This window comes from Streptomyces sp. NPDC001868, assembly GCF_040297125.1.
Lineage (GTDB): Bacteria > Actinomycetota > Actinomycetes > Streptomycetales > Streptomycetaceae > Streptomyces.
In genome coordinates, this window is the sequence record NZ_JBEOYO010000056.1 from 23,557 (window position 1) to 44,403 (window position 20,847).

19 protein-coding genes and 4 pseudogenes are annotated in these 20,847 nt (G+C 70.9%); 9 read left to right on the forward strand and 14 right to left on the reverse strand.

What is annotated here, in order from left to right; all coding sequences use genetic code 11:
* The first annotated feature begins 65 nt into the window (after nt 1–65).
* Complete coding sequence (locus ABT147_RS38950; protein ID WP_351415428.1) at nt 66–1,058, forward strand: aldo/keto reductase; 993 nt, start codon at nt 66–68, stop codon at nt 1,056–1,058.
* Here ABT147_RS38950 and ABT147_RS38955 read toward each other — a convergent pair.
* Nucleotides 958–1,658, reverse strand: a pseudogene (locus ABT147_RS38955) (CocE/NonD family hydrolase). The gene ABT147_RS38950 and the pseudogene ABT147_RS38955 sit on opposite strands and share 101 nt — an antisense overlap.
* Between ABT147_RS38955 and ABT147_RS38960 the strand changes: the two are divergent.
* Together ABT147_RS38960 and ABT147_RS38965 are read left to right on the forward strand one after the other, a co-directional pair.
* Nucleotides 1,610–1,867, forward strand: a complete 258-nt coding sequence (locus ABT147_RS38960) for a hypothetical protein (RefSeq protein ID WP_351415497.1) — start codon at nt 1,610–1,612, stop codon at nt 1,865–1,867. The pseudogene ABT147_RS38955 and the gene ABT147_RS38960 sit on opposite strands and share 49 nt — an antisense overlap.
* Nucleotides 1,868–2,176: 309 nt before the next feature.
* Nucleotides 2,177–2,407: pseudogene (locus ABT147_RS38965) on the forward strand (ATP-binding protein); the annotation flags it as partial.
* A 418-nt stretch (nt 2,408–2,825) separates the two neighbouring features.
* On the opposite strand, the gene ABT147_RS38970 reads toward ABT147_RS38965, so the two are convergent.
* The gene (locus ABT147_RS38970) at nt 2,826–4,148 is read right to left on the reverse strand and encodes a hypothetical protein (RefSeq protein ID WP_351415430.1); all 1,323 of its coding nucleotides are present in this window, start codon (nt 4,146–4,148) and stop codon (nt 2,826–2,828) included.
* A gap of 115 nt (nt 4,149–4,263) precedes the next feature.
* Here ABT147_RS38970 and ABT147_RS38975 point away from each other — a divergent pair, with 115 nt between their 5' ends.
* A complete protein-coding gene (locus ABT147_RS38975; protein WP_351415432.1) occupies nt 4,264–5,526 on the forward strand; it encodes a molybdopterin-dependent oxidoreductase in 1,263 nt (420 codons plus the stop codon).
* A 349-nt stretch (nt 5,527–5,875) separates the two neighbouring features.
* Here the strand turns inward: ABT147_RS38975 and ABT147_RS38980 are convergent, their stop codons facing one another.
* Genes ABT147_RS38980 through ABT147_RS38990 form a run of 3 tightly spaced genes read right to left on the reverse strand, consistent with a single transcriptional unit; the run spans nt 5,876 to nt 8,090 of the window.
* Nucleotides 5,876–6,724 carry a class I SAM-dependent methyltransferase gene (locus ABT147_RS38980; protein ID WP_502983241.1) on the reverse strand — a complete coding sequence of 283 codons (849 nt, stop codon included), beginning with the start codon at nt 6,722–6,724 and terminating at the stop codon, nt 5,876–5,878.
* A gap of 35 nt (nt 6,725–6,759) precedes the next feature.
* The gene (locus ABT147_RS38985; RefSeq protein WP_351415436.1) at nt 6,760–7,377 is read right to left on the reverse strand and encodes a TIGR04282 family arsenosugar biosynthesis glycosyltransferase; all 618 of its coding nucleotides are present in this window, start codon (nt 7,375–7,377) and stop codon (nt 6,760–6,762) included.
* Entirely contained in the window at nt 7,374–8,090 is a 717-nt protein-coding gene (locus ABT147_RS38990; RefSeq protein WP_351415438.1) for a glycosyltransferase family 2 protein, read from the reverse strand. The genes ABT147_RS38985 and ABT147_RS38990 overlap by 4 nt, the downstream gene beginning before the upstream one ends.
* A 115-nt stretch (nt 8,091–8,205) precedes the next feature.
* Between ABT147_RS38990 and ABT147_RS38995 the strand changes: the two genes are divergently transcribed.
* Both ABT147_RS38995 and ABT147_RS39000 read left to right on the forward strand, forming a co-directional pair.
* Nucleotides 8,206–8,964, forward strand: a complete 759-nt coding sequence (locus ABT147_RS38995; protein WP_351415440.1) for a response regulator transcription factor — start codon at nt 8,206–8,208, stop codon at nt 8,962–8,964.
* Between the two features lie 3 nt (nt 8,965–8,967).
* Entirely contained in the window at nt 8,968–10,080 is a 1,113-nt protein-coding gene (locus ABT147_RS39000; protein ID WP_351415442.1) for a sensor histidine kinase, read from the forward strand.
* A 30-nt stretch (nt 10,081–10,110) separates the two neighbouring features.
* On the opposite strand, the gene ABT147_RS39005 is transcribed toward ABT147_RS39000, so the two are convergent.
* Nucleotides 10,111–11,112, reverse strand: a complete 1,002-nt coding sequence (locus ABT147_RS39005) for an NAD-dependent epimerase/dehydratase family protein (protein ID WP_351415444.1) — start codon at nt 11,110–11,112, stop codon at nt 10,111–10,113.
* A gap of 233 nt (nt 11,113–11,345) precedes the next feature.
* On the opposite strand from ABT147_RS39005, the gene ABT147_RS39010 reads away from it, so the two are divergent.
* The 3 genes and pseudogenes from ABT147_RS39010 to ABT147_RS39020 all read left to right on the forward strand — a co-directional run bounded on the left by ABT147_RS39010 (nt 11,346) and on the right by ABT147_RS39020 (nt 12,583).
* Nucleotides 11,346–11,906 carry a DM13 domain-containing protein gene (locus ABT147_RS39010; RefSeq protein ID WP_351415446.1) on the forward strand — a complete coding sequence of 187 codons (561 nt, stop codon included), beginning with the start codon at nt 11,346–11,348 and terminating at the stop codon, nt 11,904–11,906.
* 113 nt (nt 11,907–12,019) lie between these two features.
* Nucleotides 12,020–12,276: pseudogene (locus ABT147_RS39015) on the forward strand (flavodoxin family protein); the annotation flags it as partial.
* A gap of 9 nt (nt 12,277–12,285) precedes the next feature.
* A pseudogene (locus tag ABT147_RS39020) lies at nt 12,286–12,583 on the forward strand (fic family toxin-antitoxin system, toxin component).
* Between the two features lie 95 nt (nt 12,584–12,678).
* On the opposite strand, the gene ABT147_RS39025 reads toward ABT147_RS39020, so the two are convergent.
* The 8 genes from ABT147_RS39025 to ABT147_RS39060 all read right to left on the reverse strand — a co-directional run bounded on the left by ABT147_RS39025 (nt 12,679) and on the right by ABT147_RS39060 (nt 20,833).
* The gene (locus ABT147_RS39025) at nt 12,679–12,843 is read right to left on the reverse strand and encodes a hypothetical protein (RefSeq protein WP_351415448.1); all 165 of its coding nucleotides are present in this window, start codon (nt 12,841–12,843) and stop codon (nt 12,679–12,681) included.
* A gap of 162 nt (nt 12,844–13,005) precedes the next feature.
* Complete coding sequence (locus tag ABT147_RS39030; RefSeq protein ID WP_351415450.1) at nt 13,006–14,049, reverse strand: isopenicillin N synthase family dioxygenase; 1,044 nt, start codon at nt 14,047–14,049, stop codon at nt 13,006–13,008.
* A 166-nt stretch (nt 14,050–14,215) separates the two neighbouring features.
* On the reverse strand, nt 14,216–15,160 hold the full coding sequence (locus tag ABT147_RS39035) for a sugar phosphate isomerase/epimerase family protein (RefSeq protein WP_351415452.1): 945 nt from the start codon (nt 15,158–15,160) through the stop codon (nt 14,216–14,218).
* A 29-nt stretch (nt 15,161–15,189) separates the two neighbouring features.
* Entirely contained in the window at nt 15,190–15,798 is a 609-nt protein-coding gene (locus tag ABT147_RS39040) for a nucleoside deaminase (RefSeq protein ID WP_351415454.1), read from the reverse strand.
* Nucleotides 15,795–17,339, reverse strand: a complete 1,545-nt coding sequence (locus tag ABT147_RS39045) for a GMC oxidoreductase (RefSeq protein ID WP_351415456.1) — start codon at nt 17,337–17,339, stop codon at nt 15,795–15,797. The genes ABT147_RS39040 and ABT147_RS39045 overlap by 4 nt, the downstream gene beginning before the upstream one ends.
* A gap of 64 nt (nt 17,340–17,403) precedes the next feature.
* Complete coding sequence (locus tag ABT147_RS39050) at nt 17,404–18,534, reverse strand: ROK family transcriptional regulator (protein ID WP_351415495.1); 1,131 nt, start codon at nt 18,532–18,534, stop codon at nt 17,404–17,406.
* A gap of 8 nt (nt 18,535–18,542) precedes the next feature.
* Complete coding sequence (locus tag ABT147_RS39055) at nt 18,543–19,979, reverse strand: carboxylesterase family protein (protein ID WP_351415458.1); 1,437 nt, start codon at nt 19,977–19,979, stop codon at nt 18,543–18,545.
* A 5-nt stretch (nt 19,980–19,984) separates the two neighbouring features.
* Nucleotides 19,985–20,833: a carbohydrate ABC transporter permease gene (locus ABT147_RS39060; RefSeq protein WP_502983242.1), complete on the reverse strand. Its 849-nt coding sequence runs from the start codon at nt 20,831–20,833 to the stop codon at nt 19,985–19,987.
* Nucleotides 20,834–20,847 lie beyond the last annotated feature (14 nt).

The window sequence follows — 20,847 nt, forward strand, 5'->3', positions numbered from 1 at the left end:
TCAAACCAAACAGTTTGGTTTGACCCGTTCGGGGTGGAACCGGCGAGTACTGAGGAAGTGAACCCATGCAGCACCGCAATCTGGGATCCCAGGGCCTGCGCGTCTCGGCGCTCGGTCTGGGCGTGATGGGGATGACCATGGCGTACGGCGCCTCGAACGACGAGGAGGGCGTCGCGACCATCCGTCGTGCCCACGAACTGGGAATCGACTTCTTCGACACCGCCGAGCTGTACGGCCTCGGCACCGGCAGCAACGAAGCGCTGCTGGGCAAGGCGGTCAAGGACTTCCGCACCGAGGTCGTGCTGGCCACCAAGTTCGGCTTCGACGTGGCCGCCGAGCCGCTGGGTGCCGGGGTCGACAGCCGCCCGGAGAACATCCGTAAAGTCGCCGAGAACAGTCTGCGGTACCTGCAGACCGACTACATCGACCTCTTCTACCAGCACATCAGCGACCCCGACGTGCCTGTCGAGGAGGTCGCGGGCGTGGTCGGCGAACTGATCGCCGAGGGCAAGGTGAAGTACTTCGGCCTGAGCAACGTCGGCCCGCAGTACATCCGCCGCGCCCACGCCGTCACGCCGGTCACGGCGCTGCAGTACGAGTACTCGCTCTTCGAGCGTGAGCTGGAGGAGAAGACCCTGCCGGTCCTGAGGGAGCTCGGCATCGGCCTGGTGCCCTACTCCCCGCTCGGCCGCGGCTTCCTGACAGGGGTGGTAAAGCCCGCCGACCAATATCCCGCGGACGACATGCGCAGCTGGGACGAACGCTGGCAGGGCGAGAACTACACCTACAACCTGCGCGCCACCGACCAGCTCAAGAAGTTCGCCGCCACCAAGGGCCTCACCACCGCCCAACTCGCGCTGGCCTGGCTGCTCCACCAGGGCGAGGACGTCGTCCCGATCCCCGGCACACGCAGCGCCGTCCGCCTGGAGGAGAACGCCGGCGCCGCCGACGCCGAACTCACCGACGCCGACCTCGGGCGCATCGCCGAGATCCTGCCGCACGGGTCGGCCGGCAGCCGCTACCCGGCAGCAATGCTGGGTGGCTTCTCCACCGACTGACCTCCGCCACCACCCCACCGAGGAGAACCGGTTCACGCAGGACGGCCTCGCGCCGCTCGGGGTCGTCGGCGAACTCGCGCATCAGGGCGTTGGGGGTGATGGCGGTGTGCCCCCAGGCGAAGCGGGAGCCGAACTCGTGGGCTCCACCGCGGTAGAGGGCACCGTCGTTGGCGCTGCCGCCGGCCGAGACACCTAGGGCGAGGGCCTTGAGCGGTTCGGGGGCGGTGGCGGCGGCCCGCCACTGGGTCTCGGCGAAGTAGGAGCGGCCCCACATGCCGACGCGGCCGTCACTGCCGGGGAGTCCCGCCGCCCAGGCGACCGTGTCGGCGCCGTCGGCGGCCTCGTGCACGGCGGGGTCGAAGAGGCCCTCGGAACCGAAGCGGCCCGGCAGTCCTGCATCACCACGATGTAGCCGGCGGCGGCGACGGTCAGTGGGTTGAAGTAGGCGGAGTTGACAGCCAGGTCCAGGCCGTAGGGCGTGCGCGTCAGCAGGACCGGGAAGGTCTCGCCGTCCCGGTCGGGCCGGTAGACCGTGGCCCGCAGGACGGTACATGCAGCAGGTGATGCCCGATCACGCCGGCTCGAAGCGCTGGGACTCACTGATGCACTACCTGGGACCGGACACCCTGGTGAAGAACAGCGCCGGTAATCCGTGGAACTCGAACAACAGTCGTGACCGAGTGTGCGACAGCACCTGGAGCCTGCACCCAGGTCAGGATGCCGGACAGATCCGAGGGCCTGCCCATGTCGGGGTCGTCGGCCAACTGGCCGGCCAGGGCCTTCAGAGCGTAGGGAACGTCAGCCCCTAACTGGGCGGCGGTGTCGCGTATGTCCGGCTGGATTTCGACCTTCACAGCCTGGTTCCCCTTGTTGGTCGGATAAGAGCGGTACCCATCACACAGTAGGACGCCCACGCTCACCGGCGGGCGATGCCGGGTCCTGTTGAAAGGGACCAGGGTGGTTTCGGGTCACTTGTGTGAGCGGCTGCCGGGCGTTGTGGGACTCCATAGATGGAGTCAGTGGCGACAACCTGAGCCTCGCAGGCCCACACCGGGCCTGGTTCGAGGGACTGGCTGTGAGCGACTTCCCTGGCCCCATCGGAACGAGTCCTGTGGCCCCTGCGGCTTGATCGGCGCGGTGCCGGACCGCTGTTCCAGGTTCTGACCGAGCGTGATGAGGAAAACAACATGGCGATCGCCTCCAACGAGTCCTTCTCCTCGTGGACCAAGACGTTCACCGACCCCAGGCTCTGCGCGGCCATCGTGGACCACCTCACCTTCGGCGGCAACATCATCATGACCGGCAGCGACTCCTACCGGCCAACTGCCGTGCTGGCTGAAATTCGTCAGGTTGTTCTCCTCCAGCGGGCTGAGGTCGGGCAGCCGGCCACCGGGGGACTGCAGGAGGCGGCCACCGGTGGTCAGACCGAGCGGGTTGGCGGTGTCGACGACGATGCGCCCGCTCCAGTCGGTGAGAACTCGGCGGCGACGGCGTCCTTCAGGCGCGGCGTCTGTTCTGGGACGACGGCATCACCATCTGACGCGACCCCTTTCGACGCTTCGGCAGCCCTTGCGCTCTTTCCGTGCCTCATCGACGCTGCCGATCACGCCGCCAGAAAGGGCCGTCGACTGAGGAGTCCAGCCGGTCCGCAGGGGAAGCGGCGCTGTTCGGCCATCGGTCGGCCGACCCTCGCCCGCACCGACGACTTGAGATTGCTCGAGGGACGCGTCCAGCCCGACCGACACCGAACGGGTTTGCGCGAACCGCTCACCAGCCCGTCAGCAGCAGATGGTTGAGGAGCAGGCTCAGGGCCGCCTGAGCCGTCAGCCAGACGCGGGGGCGGTCGAGGAAGGCGCCTGCCGCGAGCAGCCACATCGCGAACGGCAGCCAGATCCGTTCCGTCTCCGCCTTGCTCATCCCGGACAGGTCGGCGATGAGCAGCATGAGCAGGGCCGCGCACAGCAACACCCCCATGCGGCGCTCGGCGGCGGGGGACGCGTGCCACTGGGCGAGGCGGGTGCCCGTGCGGCGAAGGCCCGCCACCGTGGCGGGGCCCACGACGAGGACCGTGCAGGCGAGGTTGGCCCACACCCAGTAGCCGTACGGGCGGAAGCCGCCGGCGCCTTGGTGGTAGCGCTCGACCAGCAACTGGTATGCCTCCCACCAGTTGAAGCCCGCCAGGGTGAACGCCAGGGGCACGACGCCGAGTCCGGCGATCCCGTAGGGGAGGACCGGCAGCCGCCGGGAGCCGAGCAGCAGGACGGTGGCGGCCATCACGGCGAGGAGGGTGAGGCCGTACGAGAGGTAGACGGTCAGGCCGAGGAGGAGCCCGGCGGCGAACGCGGTCGCCCGCGGTCGGTGACCCGTCACCGCCAGGGCGAGGAAGGCCACGGCCCAGGCGGCGACCGCCGCGAAGTATCCGTCCGCCGACGTGCCCGCCCATACCGCTGCCGGGGCCAGGACGAGGAACGGGGCGGCGCGGCGTGCGAGGGCCTCGCTGGTGAGCGTTCGGACGGTGACGAGGACCGCGGCCGCTGTGCTCGCCCCGATGGCGATGACGAAGGCGCCCGCCCATGCTCCGCCGCCCAGTCCGATCCGGTCGAGAAGGACGAAGGTGAGGGTGGCTCCCGGCGGGTGGCCGGCGACGTGCGGGGGCCAGTGGTCGGGGGAGCCGAGCAGGATGTGGCGGGTGAAGTCCCGCAGGGTGTGGGGGATGTCGTCGAAGCGGTCGATGACCTGGAGGTACTCGTACCTGGTCGTCAGCCGGCGGGCGATTCCGCGGTGCCAGCCGTCGACGAGGGCGAGGGAGAAGGTCCAGGCCATGGCGGTGGCCCACGCGGTCCACAGCAGGGGCCGCCAGGGCAGCCGGGCGGCCAGCGTGGGGCCGTACGCCACGACGGCGACGGCGACGGCGATCGCGGCGGGGGTGCCGGGGCCGGTGTGCGGCAGCCAGTTGGCGTACAGGGGTGGCCAGCCGACGTGCAGGACGTCCTTGGCGCGCTTGATGGCGATGCCGACCAGCGCGGCCGTCACGACGAGCAGTGCGGCGGCGGCGACGGCGTACAGGTCGCGGCGGAGATCGCGGTTCACGCTCGGAGACGTTAGGCCGGAGGAGGACCGGTGGATCCTCGACAGGCTCGGACGTCAGCCTTTCGTCATGAGTCGCGCCCCCTCTCACCGGGTGTTCCGGGCCTAGCGTCAGGGCATGGATCGGTCTCCTTCCTCGCCCGCCTTCTGGCGCAGCCCGCTGCGCGGCCCCTGGTTCACCTCCGTCCTCGGTGTGGTGCTGCTCGCCGGGATCACGGCGCTGTTCGTGACGGGGCTGCTGTCGTACGCCGCCTACAACCCGGGCCTCTCGCCGGTGAACGACAAGACCCCGGACAAGGGGGTCCTCGGCTTCTATCTGTTCTCCTGGCCGACGGATCCGCACTGGCTGTACCGGCTCATCCAGGGCGTTCACGTCACGCTCGGAATCGCCCTGGTCCCCGTCCTGCTGGCCAAGCTGTGGTCGGTGGTGCCTAGGCTGTTCCAGCTGCCTCCGGCGCGGTCGCTCGCTCATGCCCTGGAGCGGATCTCGCTGCTCCTGTTGGTCGGCGGCGCGCTGTTCGAGTTCCTGACCGGCGTGCTGAACATCCAGCTCGACTACGTCTTTCCCGGCTCCTTCTACCCGCTGCACTTCTACGGGGCGTGGGTGTTCTTCGCGGCTTTCGTGGTCCACGTGGTGCTGAGGGCGCCGACGGCCGTACGCAACCTGCGTCAGTTGCGGGGGAGCGAAGGGGAAGGCGTTCCGCCGCCGGTGTCCTCGGAGGAGCCCTCGCTGGTGGCCCCGAACCCGGCCGACCCCACCGTGTCGCGGCGCGGTGCCGTGTGGCTGGTCGGGGGCGGCTCGCTGCTGCTGTTCGGGACGACCGTGGGGCAGAACTTCGACGGCCCGCTGCGCCGGACGGCCCTCCTCGCCCCGCACGGCGGTGCCGAGCCGGGCAGCGGGCCGAACGGCTTCCAGATCAACAAGACGGCCGCGTCGCGGGGGATCAGCGCGGCGGAGACGAGCGAGGAGGCGTGGCGACTGGTCGTCACCGGGCCTTCGGGGGCCGTCCGGCTGAGCCGCGCCGAGCTGCTGGAACTGCCCCCGCACAGCGCGGCGCTGCCCATCGCCTGCGTCGAGGGCTGGTCCACCTCCGACCAGTGGTGGCGGGGTGTACGGCTGCGGGACCTCGCCGCCCTCGTCGGGTATGAGGCCGAGGCGGCGCCCGATGTCCTGGTGGAGTCCCTCCAGCGGCGCGGCGCCTTCCGCCGGGCCGCCCTGCGCGCCAACCAGGTCCGCGATGCGCGCTCCCTGCTCGCCCTGGACGTCAACGGCGAGCCGTTGTCCCCCGACCACGGTTACCCGGCGCGGATCATCGTGCCCGCCGCGCCCGGTGTGCTCAACACCAAGTGGGTGGCCCGGATGACGTTCGGAGACCTGTGATGGGGAAGTTCCGGCTGCCGCCCGGCAGCCCGTTCCAACTGCTGCTTCTGGCATGCTCGTTCGCGCTCGCCGGTTACGCGGGGGTGCGGCTGCTCGCGGACGACTGGTTCGAGGTCGTGCTGTGGTTCGTGGGCGCGGCGGTGGTGCACGATCTCGTGCTGTTGCCGCTGTACGCGGCGGCGGACCGTGCGCTTGTCCGGGCGGCGGCATCGGCCGGTCACCAGGTGGGGGCCTCGCCCATGCCCTCAAGGCAGTGGGGGAGCGCCGTGTATGTGCGCGTGCCCGCTGCCCTGTCCGGGCTGCTGCTGTTGGTGTGGTTCCCACTGATCAGCGGGCGGGTGGCGGACCGTTACGAGTCCGCCACCGCGCTGTCGGCGAGTGGTTTCCTCGGCCGCTGGCTGCTGATCACGGCCCTGCTGTTCGGCGGTTCGGCGCTGCTGCTGGTGGTGCGGCTGCGCAGGGCGACGAAGGAGCGCCCGCCCGACGTCCACTGATCGGCGGCGCGCCAGCCGAGCGGGCGGGCGTACCGCAGCAGTGCCGGGGTGCCGAGCCGGGCCCAGGGGAACGCGGCCTCGGCACCGCCGTCGGCCTCGGCACCGCTCACGAGTCGGACCTCGGCACGCTCGTCCACATCCACCGGGACCGTCTCGGCGATCAACAGGCCGCCGGGACCCAGCAGTTCGGCCAGCCGGCGCAGGAGAGCGGACGGGTCGCCGCCGATGCCGAGGTTGCCGTCGAGGAGCAGCGCGGTGTCCCAGCGGCCCTCGCCGGGCAGTGGGTCGAACACCGAGAGCGTGAGGGCCTGGCCGCCGAGCCGCCGGGTGTGGGCGACGGCGGCCCGGCTGACGTCGATGCCGAGCACGGGCCGTCCGCGGGCGGCGAGTTCCGCGACCAGCCGTCCCGGTCCGCACCCCACGTCGAGGACGGCTCCCTCGCACCGCTCCAGGACCTGAAGGTCCACCGCGTCGGCACGGGCGCACCACCGCTCCACCTCCAGGGGCAGCAGCCAGCCGTCACGACGGCGCAGGAAGAGCGGTCCCCGGCCGGTGCGCAGGGCGTCGGCGTACGGGTCCGTGGACCAAGGCCACCCGACGGCCTCCTGCCGTGTGGCCCGCCGTCCGACGGTTTCCCGCCCCACTGCCTCTCGGCCCACTGTGTTCCGCCCCCCTGCCTCTCGCCCCACCGTCTTCCGCCCCATCGTCTTCCGCCCCACTGCCTCTCGCCGTGCGTCGCTCATCGGGTGCCGACCGCCCGCAGCCGGGCCAGTTTCGCCGCGAACCGGCTGTGCGGCGCGATCGCGGCGACGGCTTCGGCGTCGGCGGCCGTGTCGACGTCCCTGAGGAGCGGCAGTTCGCGGACCCGTAGACCGGCGGCGACCAGCCGGGCGCGCTGCACGGCGCCGGTGACGGGCGTCGACATGGGGACCCCGCGCAGGAGTGCCGGGGCCGGCTCGGCCAGCCCCAGCGCCCAGAAGCCGCCGTCCTCGGCCGGACCGAAGTACGCGTCGCAGCCGGCGAAGTCCACGGTCAGCAGATCCGGGGTGACCTGGGGGGTGTCCATGCCGATGAGCAGGGCCGGGCCGTCGCAGCCGGCGAAGGCCGCGGCGAGCCGTTCGTCCAGTCCGCCCGCGCACTGCGGTACGACGTCGAAGCCGGGCGGCAGCCAGGGGCCGGGCTCCCCGGCGAGCACCAGGACACGGCGGCGCGCGGGCGTCGCGGCCACCGCGCGCAGGGTGTCCACGAGAGCGGCCTCGGCGAGCGCCGCCGCCTCCTCCGGGCCGAACGGCGGCGTGAGCCGGGTCTTCACCCGCCCCGGCCTCGGCTCCTTGGCGATGACGAGGAGAGTGGTCATCGGCGTCCTCCTCCCGTCGTCGTGCGTGCGGCCGGTTCGTGCAGGACGCGGCTCATGTCCCGTACCGCCTGCCAGGTGCCCCGCCAGGTCCCGGTCACCTTGGAGGCGCCGGTGCGCGGCAGATACGGCACGTCGTGCTCGGTGACGCGCCAGCCCGCGTCGGCGGCGCGCACCACCATCTGCAACGGATAGCCGCTGCGCCGGTCGGTGAGGCCGAGGGCGAGGAGCGACTCACGACGGGCGGCACGCAGCGGGCCCAGGTCATGCAGGCGGAGCCCGGTGCGGCGCCGCAGCATCCGGGCGACCGCCAGATTGCCCGCACGGGCGTGCGCAGGCCACGCGCCCGGGCCCTGCGGGCGGCGCCTGCCGAGCACCAGGTCGGCCCGGCCCTCTCGTACCTCATGTACGAAGGGGGCGAGGAGCGACGGGTCGAGGGAGGCGTCGCAGTCGCAGAAGCAGACGATGTCGGCCGTGGCGGCGGTCAGGCCCGCGTGGCAGGCCGCGCCGAAGCCCCGGCGCGGCTCATGGACCACGGTCGCGCCCAGCTCGCGGGCGAGGTCGGCGGAACCGTCGGTCGAGCCGTTGTCCACGACGAGGGCACGCCAGCCGGGTGGGATCCGGGCCAGCACCCAGGGCAGGGCTTCGGCCTCGTCCAGGCAGGGGAGCACGACGTCGACATCCAGATGTGTGGGAGAGGTCGTCACGGCTTTCACCCTACGAGGGCGAACTTCGCATAACGGACTTCGTGTCCTTACGAAACGAGGACGTCAGGGGTTCCGCACGCGGTCCGGACGGCCGGGCCGCCGGGTGGGGTGCGAGGCTGGCGGCATGCAACAGCAAGCGAGTGGGCCGGCAGCGGCGCGTGTCCTGGTGGTGGACGACGATCCCACGGTCGCCGAGGTCGTCGCCGGATACCTCGACCGGGCCGGATACGCCGTGGACCGCGCCGGGGACGGACCGGCCGCGCTGGCCCGCGCCGCCGAGCGCCGGCCCGACCTGGTCGTGCTGGACCTGATGCTGCCCGGCATGGACGGCCTGGAAGTGTGCCGTCTGCTGCGGTCGCGTGGCCCGGTGCCGGTCATCATGCTCACCGCGCGCGGCGACGAGGACGACCGCGTCCTGGGGCTGGAAGTGGGCGCCGACGACTACGTGACCAAGCCGTTCAGCCCCCGCGAACTGGTCCTGCGCGTCGAGTCCGTGCTGCGCCGCGCACGCCCCGCCCTCGACACCCGCCTCCTGAGCTCGGCCGGTCTCGCCCTGGACCCGGCCGCCCGTCGCGCCACCCGGAACGGATCCGAACTCGCCCTGACCCTGCGCGAGTTCGACCTCCTTGCCTTCTTTCTGCGCAACGCGGGCCGCGCCCACAGCCGCGAGGACCTGATGCGCGAGGTCTGGGGCTGGGACTTCGGCGACCTGTCCACGGTCACCGTCCACGTCCGCCGGCTGCGCGGCAAGATCGAGGACGATCCGGCGCGACCCCGGCTGATCCAGACGGTGTGGGGCGTCGGCTACCGCTTCGACCCCGATCGCACGCGGGCCGACGACGAACGGCCCGCCCCCTCCGATCATCGAGGCAGGAAGGACTGACGTATGCGAGACACCCTGCTCATCGCCCTGTACGCGTTCCTCGGCGCCGGCGCGGCCGGGCTGCTGGGCGCGCTCGTGCTGTGGCCGCTGCGCCGCCGCTCGCTCACCGCGTCGCTCACCGTGATCGTGGCCGTCGCGGTGACCGCGATGCTCGCCGGGACCCTCGCCGTGGCGTGGGCGATGTTCCTCTCCCCGCACGATCTGAGCGTCGTCACCACGGTCGTCGCGATGGCCGCCGTCGTCTCGCTGGCCACCGCGCTGCTGCTCGGCCGCTGGGTCGTCGCCCGCAGTCGCGCTCTCCAGCTCGCCGCACGTTCCTTCGGGGACGGCGGCGACTTCGCCGCCCCCGATGGTCCGGCCACCGCTGAACTCGCCGCACTCAGTGCCGAGTTGTCCGCCACGAGCGTGAAGCTCGTCGCATCCCGGGAACGCGAACGCGCGCTGGAGTCCTCGCGCCGCGAACTCGTCGCCTGGATCTCGCACGACCTGCGCACGCCGCTCGCCGGACTGCGTGCGATGGCCGAGGCACTGGAGGACGGAGTGGCCGCCGACCCCGGCCGCTACCTGCGACAGATCCGCACCGAGGTGGAGCGCCTCAACGGCATGGTCGGCGACCTGTTCGAGCTCTCCCGCATCCACGCGGGCGCCCTCGCCCTCACCCGTTCCCGGATCTCGCTGTACGACCTGGTCGGCGACGCCATGGCGGGCGCCGACCCGCTCGCCCGTGAACACAGGGTCAGGCTGGTCGGCGACCGCGTCGAGCCGGTGCCGGTCGAGGTGGACGGCAAGGAGATGAGCCGGGTCCTCGGCAACCTCCTGGTCAACGCCATCCGCCGCACCCCGGCGGACGGCACGGTCGCGATCACGGCCGAGCGGTCCCCGGAGGGCGTGGTGCTCTCCGTGACCGACGGCTGCGGCGGCATCCCCGAGGAGGACCTGCCGCGCGTCTTCGACACAGGCTGGCGCGGTACCCACGCCCGCACACCACCGGCCGGCGCGGGCCTGGGTCTCGCCATCGTCCGGGGGATCGTGGAGGCCCACCGAGGGCAGGCCACCGTACGCAACATCCCCGGAGGCTGCCGCTTCGAGGTGGTGCTGCCCGCCGCCGCTTCCTGAAGACGGGCAGCACCACCGGTCCAAGGGGTCCTACGAGCCCCGCATCCCGGCCCGCGCGAACTCCCGCATCCCCTCCGCGAAGCCGACCTCCGGCTTCCACCCCAGCTCGGCCCGCAGCCGAGACGAGTCGGCGGTGATGTGCCGGACGTCCCCCAGCCGGTACTCCCCGGTGACGACCGGATCGGGCCCGCCGTACGCGGCGGCCAGCGACCGTGCCATCTCCCCGACCGAGTGCGGCTCACCACTGCCGGTGTTGTACGCGGTCAGCACACCCTCCGCCGAACCCGCCTCCAGCGCCGCCACGTTGGCCGCCGCCACATCCCGTACATGGACGAAGTCCCGCCGCTGCCGCCCGTCCTCGAACACCCGAGGCGCCTCCCCGCCCGCGAGCGCCGACCGGAAGAAGGAGGCCACCCCGGCGTAGGGGGTGTCCTGCGGCATCCGGGGCCCGTACACGTTGTGGTAGCGCAGCGACACCGCCGTCCCGCCCGTCGCCCGCGCCCACGCCGCCGCCAGATGCTCCTGGGCGAGCTTCGTCGTCGCGTACACATTGCGCGGGTCGACCGGAGCGTCCTCGTCCACCAGTCCCGGTGACAGCTCCGCGCCGCATGTCGGGCACGGCGGCTCGAAGCGCCCGGCCGCGAGATCGGCCACGGCCCTCGGCCCAGGCCGCACCACCCCATGCCTCCCGCACTCGTACCGCCCCTCCCCGTACACGACCATCGAGCCCGCCAGCACGAGCCGCCGCACACCCGTCTCCGCCATCGCGGCGAGCAGCACGGCCGTCCCCAGGTCGTTGCGGGAGACGTACTCCGGCGCGTCGGCGAACCCCGTGCCTAGACCGACCATCGCCGCCTGATGACACACGGCGTCCACACCCTCCAGCGCACGGACGACGGCCTCGCGGTGCCGCACGTCCGCGTCCGCGTCCGCGGCCACGTCGAACACGACAGGCTCATGCCCGTGCTCCGCCAACGCGTCGACGACATGGGACCCGATGAAACCGGCACCGCCGGTGACCAGTACTCGCATACGGCTCACGCTAGGTCCGCGCACCGGCGGGACCCCAGGGCCACGCCCGGCCCGTCACGCTTCTGTAAGACGACGGCCCGGAAACCGGGCCGCTGTGGCGTTTCTTCGCCCAGGCGCGTACGCCGGTGGCGAGACGTAAGGATTTCGTCATCGGCCGACCCGGTCGGAGCGATCGACTCTTCCGTTGAATGTGAGGTGACGACACGGACTCACGGAGCGAGAAGAGGGACGGCATGGTGCGCGTGCGGAGAGGACCGCTGACCACCGGGTTGCTGGTGGCGGTGGTCGTGGGAGTGGGGGCCGGATTGTACTGGTTCCAGCCGTGGAAGCTCTGGCAGGACGAGACGGTGACGGAATCCCTGCCCAGCACCGTCGTGGAAGCCTCCCGGGCCCCGGAAGGCGGCCCGGGAACATCGTCCTCCCCGTCGAAGCCGACCGGATCAGTGACCCTGGCCGGCGGTGAGCTGATCAGCCACGAGCACACGACATCGGGCACGGTGAAACTCGTACGGCTCGCCGACGGCACCCATGTGATCCGGCTGGAGCAGCTCGACACAAGCAACGGCCCGGACCTGCGCGTATGGCTGACCGACGCCCCGGTAATGGAGGGCCGGGCCGGCTGGCATGTCTTCGACGACGGCGAGCACGTCAGCCTTGGCAAGCTCAAGGGCAACAAGGGAAGCCAGAACTACCCCCTGCCCCAGGACGTCGACCCCTCCCGGTACACCAGCGTCACCATCTGGTGCGACCGCTTCGACGTCTCCTTCGGCGCCGCCGAACTCGCCGATGCCTGACCGTTCTCCCCGTTCACGGGGATGGCGGACACAGGCGTGTCAACAGGACAAACCCGGCTCCCCACGAGCGGCTGCCCTACACCTTGAGCAAGGGAGAACCGTCATGGCAGCGTCGCCTCAGCCACACCCAGGGCCTGATCGACAGGAGCCGGGCCGTCATGGACGGGCGCGGGGTGACCACGGCGATGATCCGTGCCGTCGACCACGACATAGCCACCGGCGTCTCCCCGGACATGGCCGAGCACGGCTTCGCCACCGACGCCTGGCCGCCGCTGTACGAGAGGTGATGGCCGCCGACATCCTGGTGCTCGCCGGGCCCATCTGGCTGGGCGACAGCAGCTCGGTGACGAAGAAGGTGATCGAGCGGCTGTAAAAGGCCCTGACAAGGCGTTGTTCCTGGATCCTCGAAGTTGCGGAACGGGCCGGGCACCGCGATCCGCCCGCCGGCGACTACGGTGTGCCCATCGCCGCCGTCGCCCGGCATCGTGGCGACCTCCTCGGGCACTCCCGTCTACGTCGGCCCCTACAGCCGAGCCGCCGCCGTCATGTATCTCGAGGCCGGCAACGTTCCCGTCAATCCCACCCGCGAACAGCTCACCGCACTCGCCCACGAGTTGAACAACCCTGGCTGCACCGCCGACTGGATCGCCTCATTACTGCGCACCTGGAAACCCTGACCCCGGACCGGGCACAGCCGTGCTCCGATTCGCGATTCGCCAGTCCGCATCCGGCTGACGCACCCTGAGATCACCATCATCTGGGCCGACTCCGCCTACGCCGGCAGGTTTCCCGTCGCACTCACCAGTTCGCCCCGGATGGTGAGGGTGACGACCTTGCTGCCGACTCCGACGGCAAGCGGGGAAAGGGCCGCACCCAGAGCACGGAAGCGTGGCTCCAGCCGCACCCGCGCGGGATGCCCGGTCACGATGACCGGCACGACCGGTTGGATGCGGTCAGTGCCTGTCCTGTTCCTCGATCTCCTCCTGCTCCGTCGGCTGACGCCGAGGGTTCGCGGCGGCGTTCCACCTCCGCGACGTGGCCGTCCGCCGCACCGGTCGTCCCCGCCACGGCTGCTGTCGCGCGTGCCGGCGTGGGCCGTTTACTTGGTGGCAGCCCGCGCGCGTGCGGCCTCGCGGACCGCGGCCACGTTCTTCTTGCCCCTCCGCGAGCCGTTCAGCTTGGCCATGATGTGCTCACGGACAGTGACCGGTTCGTAGGCGAGACCGTGGTCCGCGTCGAGAAGGGCGGGCAGTGTCTCGATGACCGCGTCCGGGTTCCCGTCGTGGAAGAAGGCGGCCGAGCGGCGCCGCAGGATCGTCCCGTCGACGACGGGGGGCTTGACGCGGTGCAGCGTCGACATCCACCGGTCGTTGGTCAGCCGGGCCGTGAGATCACCGAGGTTGACGAGCAGAGCGCCGTCCGCGGGCGCCACGTCGTGCCAGGTGCCGTGTCGGTCGAGTACCTGGAGCCCGGGGACCTGGTCGGCCCACAGCACGGTGACGATCCCGTAGTCGGTGTGCTCGCCCATTCCCTTCAGCTCGCTGTCCAGGTCCACGGAGCCTTCGGGCAGGGCGTAGTTGTTCATGCGGAGCACGTCGATGGAATGTCCGGTGAGTGCGTCGAAGAAGTCCGGTGTCAGACCGAGGGCGTCCGCGAAGATCCGCGTAAGCGTGCGTGCCACCCGCGAGGCGTGGCCGAAGTAGGTCTCCACCCGCGGCATGAACCCCTCGATGTCCGGCCACACGTTGATCCCGAAGTCGTCTTCGGAAAGACCGAGTTCGGGCGGGAAGGAACGCGCCTCGACACCGATGTTGAAGGCCTCGAAGAAGTCGTTCATCCGCGAGGCCGACTCCAGGCCCAGGCTCAGGCTGAGCGACTCACTCTTCGGCGGGCTGTACCCGCGGTTGGCGCCGCCATCGACGCGGTACGCCTTCTTCGCCTCCAGCGGCAGCGCGAAGAACGCGTCCATCACCGCCATCAGGCCGTCGAGCGCGCTCTGTGGAACGCCGTGTCCGAGGACCTGGATGAACCCCACCTCGGCACACGCGGCATCGATCAGCCGTGCCACGTGCCCCCGCTCCTCATCCGTACCGTCGCCGACGTAGGGGGAGATGTCGACGGCCGGCACGGTGAAAATGGGCATGGGGGAGGGAACGTGAGAGGTCACCGTTCTATGTCCTTTCAGGCTGTGGTCATTTGGCGAAAGTCATTGGCCGACCCGTGTTCCCCTCCCGGGTTCGGGGGTGGAGCACGTCGCGCGGCATCCGTTTCCTCCGGGAGCCGCCGCTGAGTGTGACGGCCGAATCGGCTCAGGAGAGAAGCCCGGCGTCTCCTCGTATCCCCTTCACCATGGCCATCCCTGTCCGGAGCGCGGCGACGGGATCAGCCGCCTCGTCCAGCTCGATGAGCACGATGTCGGCGCCGGGGGTGAGTGACATCGCGGCGGCCCATCCTCTCCAGTCCACGATGCCCGTACCCAGCTCGGTCATGTAGGGCTGCTGTTGGGCGAAGACTGTTTCGTCGATGGTGAGTTCGACGTCGATCGGCTTGACCGCGTCCTTCCAGTGCGCCAGTGCGATGCGTGGGGAGTGGCGACGCGCGACGGCGACGGGGTCGCCTCCCCCGAGTGCGATGTGGCAGGAGTCGGGGCACAGCCACACATAGCGCGGATCGGTCAGAGCCATGAACAGGTCGATGTCCCTCTCGTACCAGAGGGTGCTGTTGGACTCGGTGTGGAAGGCGAGCTTCACACCGTGCTGTGCGACGGCCTCACCGACGATGTGGGCGATGTCGGCCATCCGGGTCATGTAAGCGGCGTCGACGAAGAAGGGTGGGCGCGTCCCGAACGTCGCACGCATGGGCAGCCCGGCGACGAGGAGTTCGGCGCCCACGTCGGCGAGGAAGGCCGCACGTCGCTCGGCGTCGGCGACTATCGCGGGCAGGCTGTCGCTGTCCCGCCAGTCGGGGCATTCGCTCTCGGCGATGAAGGCGCTCACGACGGACAGGCCCCGGGCCTGCAACTCATGGCGGAACGACGGCACGTCACCGAACGCGCGCAGGACCGATTCGATGTCGCCCGGCGCGAAGGTCAGCTCGATGCCGGTGACACCGGCCTCGGCCAACGCGTCCATGGCCCGGTCCCAGAAGCGCTCGGGGTTCTTGACGGCCCAGTCGCGAAAGGCGTCGGCGGATTCGAGGCTCCAGAAACCGGGGTGGTAGAAGGTCACGATGTCGGTGGCGAAACGTGGGGCCACGGGGGGTGTCTCCAGTCGGATCGGCGGTGTCATTCGGCGCCTGCGCGCGCGTTGTAGACGACGAGGCCGTCGGCGTCGACGGCATCCCGGTAGCCACGGAACACCGCGAGCGCCTCGTCCCGGAGCACGTCCCGCACGACTTCGATGCCGCGTGCCTGGAACTGCTCGGCCCAGTCCGCGCCGAGCGGGCCCTCGTCGAACGTGGTGATCTCCTCCAGTTCGGGGCCTTCGCCGGCGACGACGAGGCCGCGCACCCCGGACCACATCGCCGCGCCGTAGCACTGGATGCACGGACGCCAGTTCACCACCAGTTCATGTGCCGGCATTCCGTCACCGCCGAGGTCCCAGCCACCGGTCGCCGTCTGGGCCAGTCCGAGGGCGACGACTTCGGCGTGGGCGCTGGAGACGCCGGAGGCGAGTACGACGTTCACGCCGACCGAGACGATCCGGCCGGTGTCCCGCTCGGCGACGAGTGCCGCGAACGGGCCGCCGTTGCCCTCACGCCAGTTGCGGTCGGCGAGGCGGTGCACGAGCCGCATCCGGTCGTCGCGGTCGGGAATGACGGCGGGGACGGCGGCCAGTTCGTCGTCGATCCACGTCGGGAGCGCCACCCGGTATTCCTTTGTGATGTCGATCATGATCGGATTTCCTCTCGATGTGCGGCGAGCGCGGCGGTCCGTGCGGTGACGGCCCTGGCGGCCCGCACCGCCGTCACCGCGCCGGTCAGGGTGACGTTGGCGGCCATCGCGGTGGGGATCACGCCGTTGCCGGCGAGGTACAGGTTGTCGTAGCCCCACACCCGGCCGTCCGGGCCGCACACGCTGGTGCCGTCGTCGACCGGGCCGGAGCGGACGGTGCCGGTCAGGTGCAACGACGAGCCGGGCGGGAGCAGCGCGCGTTCCGTCGCGGGATCGAAGGGGCCGAATTCCTCGGCGATCGACCGGATCTCGTCGAGTGCCCGGTCGAGCAGCGCGCGGTCGGCATCGGAGTAGCCGAACTCGACACCGATCCGGGGCATCCCGGCGAGGTCGGTCTCGGTCGGCGAGAACACCAGCCGGTTCTCGGGGCGTGACTCGACGGGTACGTACAGCGAGAGGCCCACGGAGTGGGCGAGGGGGCGGCCGTCTTCGTCGACGTACGTTCGATTCATGATCTGGCCGTGGAACGGCTGCGCCGCTCCGTTCTGGGGCAGCCAGAGCGAATCGGTGCTGAACTCGCCCGCGCGCGGCAGGGGCAGGGCGTCGAGGTCGATGCCGAACCGGTCGGGGTCGAGCAGCACCCGGGCGGTGATGAACGCGTGCTCGTTGAGGTAGCGCCCCAGTGCCTCGGGCCGGATGCCCGAGGCGAACAGCAGTTGCGGGGTGCGCAGCGCGTCGGCGCACACCACCACGGCGTCCGCGAGGAGCCGCGACTCGGCACCGTCGGCGACGCGACGCAGCCGGGCGCCGGCGGCCCGGCCGTCCGAGACGATGAGGGCTGTCGCGAGGGTACCGGTCAGCAGGGTGAAGGCCGGGTCCGCGCCGGTCGCCATCGCGGGGAAGATCGTCCCCGGTGCCGTGCGCGGTATGGGGCCTGATGCGGGTGCGGTGACGGCCATGGGCATCGGCTGCGGCCGTCGGTCGTCCGGTCCGATGCCGTCGAAGCGTCGGCGCAGTGCGTCGAGCACGATCCGGCCGACGTCTGTCGGGCCGATCGCGGACGGGGTGACCGCGAGCAGCCGACGCGCGGTGTCCAGATCCGTCGCCCAGCGGGCCGGGTCGCCGAAGTCGAACACCTCGTCCCCGGCGGGCCAGGGCGTCGCGGCGGTCCAGTGCACGCCCATGCCGCCGGCGTTCCACGCGAGTGCTGTCGCGGGCATTGCCTCGGCGTTCTCGCCGAAGGCGAGCGCGTGGAACATGCCGGGTGTCAGGTCGTTGAGGCTGTCCGCGACATCGCGTACCACCTCGGCGCCGGTGTACATGCCTTGGATGCCGGTGCCGACCCGTTCGTTGTAGCGCGACCAGAGAGCCGGATCGTCGACGTCGTGCAGGTGCAGGCCGGGGACCTCGCCGATCGCGTTGCCACCGTCGACCATGGTGATGTCCAGCGCCGGATCGGCGTCGCGCAGCAGTCTGGCCACGACTGATCCCATGATGCCGCTGCCCACGATGAGGACGTTGGTGCGAGTGGTGCCGGTCAAGGGGAGACTCCTGTCCTGTACTGCTGCCTGTTGCTGCCGTCCTGCTTCCGCAGGTGATGAGCGGTCACACGCTCGGGGCGAGCGGGCCGAACAGCTCGGTGTCCATCGAATCGAGGGCCAGCTTGACGGCGCCGATGAGGTCTGCGTCGCGGCCCAGACACGTGGCACGCAGCTCGACCGCAGGCGTGCGGGCGTCGTGCATCGCCTTGCGCACCCGGGGCAGTAGCACATCGGCCGCGTCCTCCAGACCGCCGCCGAGCACGATGAGCGACGGCGCGACCGTCCACGACAAGGTCGTGAGGATCGACGCGATGTTCTCCACGAATTCGTCCACCTCGGCGAGCGCTGTCGCGTCGCCGGCACGAGCCGCGTCGAAGCGGTCGAGCGCGATCCTGCGTCGATCCGGTTCAGGTGAGGTGAGCCCTGCCACCGGACGGTTCTCCACCGAGCCGGTCGGCATCGACGCAGCCTCGACGATCTCGCCGGCGGCACCGTCGAGACCTCGGTGCACGGCGCCTCGGATGAGGATGCCGAGGCCGGTCCGGTTCCCGAGTACCGCCCATACGACGTTGTCGTGGTCGCCGGCCACACCCCGCCAACGCTCCGCGAGGGCACCGAGGTTGGTGTCGTTGTCAGCGAACCAGGGCACCCGTACCCGCCGCGCGAGTTCTTCGGGAAGGTTCACGCCTTCCCACCGCGTCGTGTGCACCAGGCGCCGTACGACCCCGTCGTCGTCGATCGCGCCGCCGCCCGCGACAGCACCGGCCCGAAGACGGTTCGCCGACCCGCCCGCGTCGTCGAGCGCCTCCAGTACCAGGGCCGCCGCGTCGTCGAGCGTGGACTGCGGATTCTGATAGGCGCGCAGCGGCCGGTGCGCTCGGCCGACGACACGGCCGCGTACATCGGCGATGACGGCGGACGCGTCCAGGGTGGTGATGCGCACGGCCGCCAGCAGCGCGTGTTCGGCCCGCAGTTCGTACCGGCGGGCCGGGCGCCCGGCACAGCCCCTGGTCGGCACGCGGTCCAGCTCGGTCACCCAGCCCGCCTCTACGAGGGAGTCCAGGACGACCTCGATGGTGCGGCGGGAGAGGCCGACCTGCTCGGCGAGTTCGGTCAGCGTGACCGGCCCGGCCGACACCGCCAGTGCGCGCAGGATGACCGAGGTGTTGATGCGTCGGACGGCGCTCTGGTTCATCCCGGACATCAGCACTCCTCCGCCGCCCCGGACACCGCCGGTACCACCGGATCGAACACGCCCGTGGTGTCGACGGTGAGTGCCGCGCCGGGACGGCCGTATTCGCGAGCTGTGTCGCCGTATGTCCCGGTCGCCCTGGCCCAGGCCGGCTCCTGACCGCGTACGAACCCGATCAGATCAGCGTGCGTCACTGTGGCCAGTTCTCCGGGCGGGTTCGGCCCGAGCGCCTCGGCGACGCCGGGTGCGTCGAGCACGTCGAAGAAGAACGGGATGTCGATGCAGTGCGTGGCGCCGCCGAGCACCGGGGAGGGCCACTCGAAGGAATACAGCCAGGTGCCGCCGACGGCGTAGCGGCGGGCAGCCGCGACGCTGGGGCAGGTGGCGCGGAAGAGGGTGTCCGTCACCCGGGTGCCTGCCGCGCGGGTGCCTGCTGTGCGGGTGGAGGCGTCGCCGTCGAACTCGTCGCCCGTCGCGCCGAGCAGCAGCGGTACCGCGTGCCCGTGCAGGGTGAGTCCGTCGACGATAGGCACGGGCAGGATGTCGTCGCCGACGAACAGGCCGAGCGCGGGCAGGTCATCGCCCTGCTCGTCCCGCAGGTCGATGACGCACCGCTGGATGTGCTCCACGGCGCGGCCGGCGAATCCGGCTCGCGTCACCGGTACGACGAGCCGCTGCCCGAGCCGTCCGAGGAAGTCGCGCGCCGCGTCCCCGTCTGCCGCGAAGGTGACACCGGACAGGCTGACCGCGCGGTGGAAACGGCCGCTGCCCGCGGGCGACGAGAGCAGCGCGAGGACCGCGGCGCCCCCGGCCGACTGACCGGCGACCGTGACCTGGTCCGGATTGCCGCCGAAAGCGGCGATGTTGTCCCGCACCCAGTCGAGCGCGAGCAGCAGGTCGCGCAACCCGAGGTTCGTGGGGACGTCGTCCAGTACGGCGAATCCGTCGACGCCCAGCCGATAGCCGACGGTGACGCAGACCACGCCGTCGCGGGCGAAGGCGCGGCCGTCGTACCACGGACTGGCCTGGCTCCCCGCCAGGAAGGCGCCGCCGTGGATCCACACCAGAACCGGGAAGGGGCCGCGGTCGTCGTCGGCGTCAGGAGCGACGATGCCGAGGTTCAGCACGTCGTCGCCCTGCACCGACGGTTCCGGCACTGTGGTCGTGGCGAACAGGGGCACCTGCTGCGCGGTGGCGCCGTGCCGGGACGCGTCGAACGGCTCCGTGAACCGGCCGCGTCGGTTCGGCGCGCCGAACCGCCGTGCACCGGTGGGAGCTTCGGCGTAAGGGATGCCGAGGAAGCGCCGAACCGAGCCGGTGCGACGGCCGATGATCGTGCCCGCTGGAGCGCGTACGGTGACTGTCTCCTGGGGGCACCCCCTGTGGGGGACTTCGGCCGGGAGCCCCCTCATCTCGCTTGGTTCGCCGGGCGTGTCGAACGAGTCCATGGGGGTCACCGCATTCCCGTTCCGGCGACGCCCTGCACGAAGTAGCGCTGCAGGAACAGGAAGAGCACCAGCACCGGCAGCATCACGACGATCGCACCGGCGAGCAGCAGGCCGTAGTCGGTGACGTGCGCCGCCGCCTGGCTGGTGGCGGCCAGGCCCACCGGCAGTGTGTAGCTCGACATGCTCTGGGCGACGATGAGCGGCCAGAGGAAGTTGTTCCACGAATAGAGGAACGACATGATCGTGATCGTCGCGACAGCCGGTCCGGCCAGCGGGAGGAAGATCCTGAAGAAGATCCGGAACTCGCCCGCGCCGTCGATCCGGGCCGCTTCGAGCAGTTCGTCGGGGATCGACATCGCGTACTGCCGCATGATGAAGACCGACAACGGCAGTGCCATGCTCGGCAGCGCGACACCAGTGAGGGTGTCCGCCAGGCCCAGGTCGACCGTGATCACGAACTGTGTGACGAACACCGTGGTGAGCGGCATCATCATCGCGCCCATCACGGCGGTGAACGCGATCCGTCTACCGGCGAAGTCGAGCTTCGCGAGCGCGTAGCCGGCGGCGGACGCCGCAACGATGTTGCCTGCCACCACCATGATCGCGACCACGAGGCTGTTGACCAGGAACTGGCCGAAGCCCTCCGTGGCGAACAGCCGCTCGAAGTTGTCGAAGGTGAGGTGCTGAGGGACCCAGGCACCGGGGTCGGAGCGAATCTCGTCGAGACTGCGCAGCGAACCACTGATCACCCAGATGAACGGAAGCAGCGTGAGCAGCGCACACAGTACAAGCGCGCCGTACAGCAGGGGAGGGGAGACGGACCTGCGGCGCACCGTGATCCTGTCGGTGGTCATGTCGGCGTTCTCCA